The 4,001-nt window shown below is 49.8% G+C and carries 1 protein-coding gene; it reads right to left on the reverse strand.

What is annotated here, in order from left to right; translation table 11 throughout:
- On the reverse strand, positions 1-3,767 hold a 3,767-nt coding region (locus tag K8S15_07435; GenBank protein ID MCD4775868.1), incomplete at its 3' end, for a hypothetical protein.
- Positions 3,768-4,001 lie beyond the last annotated feature (234 nt).

The raw sequence follows: 4,001 nt of genomic DNA on the forward strand, positions 1-4,001 counted from the left end.
TCCCGTACTACTGCCATTATATCGGTTACGGAAGCGGATGCGCCATCAAGTGTTGAAAAATCGATTTTGTAAATGTAAGCCCCGGATCCGGGTTCATCGTAATCCATGTCAAGGCCGTTCCACAGAACCTGATTGTAGCCCTGTTCGCATGTGAACGTTTCTCTCCAGATGATCCTTCCCGCAACGGTGTAAACGGTGATAGCGGCTGTACCTGCAGTGGAGGCTTCAAAATTGAAACATCTCCGTCCTTCTCCCGGATTAGGGTATACAAAAACCGAGGACAGAAGATTCTCACATAATTCTACAATTTTAAAATCAAGTGTATCCCTTGCTGTGTTACCCATCCCATCCCAGACGACAAGAATTATTCTGTGGTTCCCTTCTACCAGTTCGGGAAGGCTGTATTCGACTTCGCCGCTGGTGTAGCTGTCCGGCCTGTAGGTAAAATGCCTGCTTACATCGAAGCCCTGAGAATCCAGGCTGAGCAATATCGAACGACCTGCTCCACCCCCCATCGAGCATATCCCGCTGGAATCGGAGAGCAAAGCTCTAAAGACGACTTCTCCACTTACGGAGGGAATGTTTTCTCCTCTGTAACCGTCGATCCAGAGTTCAATCAAGGGAGGCGTTGAATCGACAGAGTAATTGCCATCGTCAACTGAGGATATCCACTCGTCGAAAGCAACCTCACTGCTGTTTTCTGAAATACCCGAGGCGCTGCCACGGGAATAGGACCCTGTATCAGACTGAAGGGGTATGAAAAACGATGCGGAGAATTCCTGATCGGTTCCGGTAATTAACGCTTGATAGATGCTCGATCCGTACCGGAGGTAAGCTACTGAACCACCGTCAAAACCATTGTATACCCTTTCCGATCCGCTCTCGGTGATGTTCAGGAAACCTATCGAGCTGTTACGGAAAGAACCGTTAACCGAGTTGATTCTGCCTCTGTAGAGAGTATCCGGGGGAATTTGAAAACTACATGCTGTGGTGGATGGGTATACGGAATGTACACCACCGTCTCCGAGGAGAACGTAATACCTGTTATTCATATTCGAAACATGGATCTTGCCCAGCCACAGAGCTTCCGCTATGCTGGGATTGTCACCGCCGTATATTTCGCTGTAATAACGCGCGAAAAGATCCTCATTTGCCTGGGGATAAGTACCCCCGGTAGCACCAATGGAAACGATGGAACCGGCTCCCGGTCTCAGCTCGAAATCCTCGGCAAGACAATTTGCTGATATCATCTCAAACTGCCCCAGGTTGCAGCTGGCGAATATCATCACCGGCAGCCGCGAACCGTTCTCAATTATCTCAACGTCACTCGAAATAAGCAGTTTCTCATGGGCAAGCTGTCCGTAGGAACCGTGGCCGAAGAAAATCATATTGGCACAGCCGGCGGACAATTCCTGAATAAGATCTATCCTGGCATCAGGCTTTTCCGGATGAGTGCCCGAAGGTGAAGTCCCGGGTGGCCAGGGGTATTCAATCATATAGAATTTTATCCTGTCCAGGCTCGCGGGAAGAACGGAATCGGTCAGGAATTCACAGCTTCTCGTGTGATAAAATTCATGTGTACTATACGATTTTCCCCATTCATCGTCCGCCACAAGGATTATCCGGTTCTCCCACTGTCCCGGCGCCTCCCGGGATTCGTAAAGCGCGATTTTCGATAGATAAGCGGTAAGCTCATCATCCGAAGATGCTGTTATCCTTGATATTGGAGCCTCTGGGTACTCCCCGTTCCCATGAGCGATAACGAAGATATCATCGTAATTCGAACCATCTTCTGAATCAAGGAGAATACAGGCGGGTATCAGTGTAGGATACGAAGTAACATGCATCAGAGGGTCGTAAGAACCATCCCCTATCAGTAGAAGAGACCGGGCCGGTTCGCTCCAGAAATCCTGGGTATATCTGAAGAAAGACCTGATAGCACCGGGGTCGCGAATGCCCTGCCCGAATTCGTTGTAGACTTCACCAACACTCACAAGCGCTACAGAAACCCCTCTGGCGGCATATATTCCCTCAACGATTTCAGCAGATCCCATAAGCTGATCTGCAACAACGATAGCGACATCACCCTGAATTCCGCTGCCGATTATCCGCCCCGGTTCTGAAACCCTTATGGAATCAGGTGTAAGATAATTCCCGGCATCCGCCGAAAACCAGAACCGGCTGTTCTGCTCCAGATCAAGCGCAATACCAAGATCTGTACCGGACAGCTCACCTTCAAGCCTCACAGGTACCGCCGGGTTCGTAACATCGAGAAGGGCAAATTCAGATTTCGCGAAGGCGAGTGAAAAGTTATACCTGCCCGGAACGGCATCGGTAAAACGCAGCATCCTATCGGCGACGAAGGACAGCGTCCTGGGATAATCAATTTGGATGTAGTTCAGGTATATAGCTCCGGGATCATCAACTGCGGTTATTTTTAGAAGATTCATGGACGGATCGAACACAAGGTTGCCGATGTCCAGTACTACTTCATCGTCCCCACTCCACAGTGTATCTTCAATCACCGAGCCGTTAAGGTCAAATTCAACTCTGTGGGGGCCGCTGTCCTTGTATTCAGGTATTATTGACAGAGTCAGACTTCCGTACCCGTCAAGCGAGAGAGGTGAAAAATAAAAGTAATTCGGAACGCCTTCGTAAAGCTGTGTCCAGACCCATCCAGTCCGCTTTTCCTGCCCCGCTATCCATATATAATCCTGCTCCTGCCAGATACTGCAAAGCAGGCTGTCTCCCCATTCAGGCGAAGCGTCAGGCGTTGCGCTCACAGTATCTATTCTAAGGCCGTCCTCTCCGCCCCATGTCAACCAGTATACGTTGTGAGTCGCGTATCGATGAGATAGTCTCTCCAGTTCTCCGGTCGAAACATCAAATCTGTTCAGCTCCATGGCGAAATATATCAGTGTATCCGATTGGTCAAATACACCATCTCCTCCATCGCATATACTTACAGCCAGTTCGGACAACAGGTGCTCATCGGCCGGATCTCTCAGATCAAACTGGGTTCCGGGACCTGAGAAAACCCTTAACGTTCTTGAAGGAGTTCCGGCTATTTCGCAGCCCGCATCTTCAAGCTCCGCTCCGGTCACAGCGTAGATACCCGTGGAGGAAACCGCCATTCTGGCCCATGGGCAGCCCCAGAAAGGGCTGGTGGCATCGGTCCGGTCATTTACCGGCCAGAATAAAAGGTCCGGATGGGAAGCAGCCTCAAGCAGAAAGTAATCGATCTCGCGGCTTCCAGCGGCAGGAGGCCATGTCAGCTGAACGGATATCTCCAAAGGGATTTGGCTGATATTCCCGCCTCCAAAGGGATTAACCGTCACCGCGGCGACTGTGGTCCCTGCCATCCTGAAAGTACGAAGTTCAACGTAACCGTCGGAATCCACTGCAGGAATGGCGGAAGGTATTTCCCATTCCGTGTCCAGCCCGTCCCCCTTCATTACGGGAGTAACAAGAAGCCGTCCAGGCGGTGAAACAGATTGAGAGCCCCGGGGAACGCAGCTGATTTCCGGCTCACAGCCGGGAGGAATGGGAATGTAGCAGGTAATTGACGGCAGTACATATTCGTTCTGATTATAGGAATTCCCCATACCATCAATAACAGGATACCAACGATCTTCATAGCTTCGAAACGAAGGCTGACCAACACTGACGGTAAAGGAACATCCATCGTTACCGGAATAGTCGTAAAATACTATTTCATGGTTCTCCCGGTTGCCAAGCAGAATAACAGCCAACAGAAGGAGATTCAAAGTACTGTCCTTTCAGAAATAGAATACCACAAAAAACTCATTAATGGACACATGGATTGTACATTACATGTTCTGTACAGCAGTTACAAATATGCAGGATTCCCGGCGAGAAGTATAACTCCGTCGAAAGGTATATGTTCCCGTCAGCATCAAATCCTTCGTGCGACATCTGAGACCAGTTATCGGTTACCCGGTATTTCATCCGCCGGGATATTCAATTCTTTGTACCTCCCG

The sequence above is a fragment of the Candidatus Aegiribacteria sp. genome (assembly GCA_021108005.1).
Classification (GTDB): domain Bacteria; phylum Fermentibacterota; class Fermentibacteria; order Fermentibacterales; family JCC-6; genus Aegiribacteria.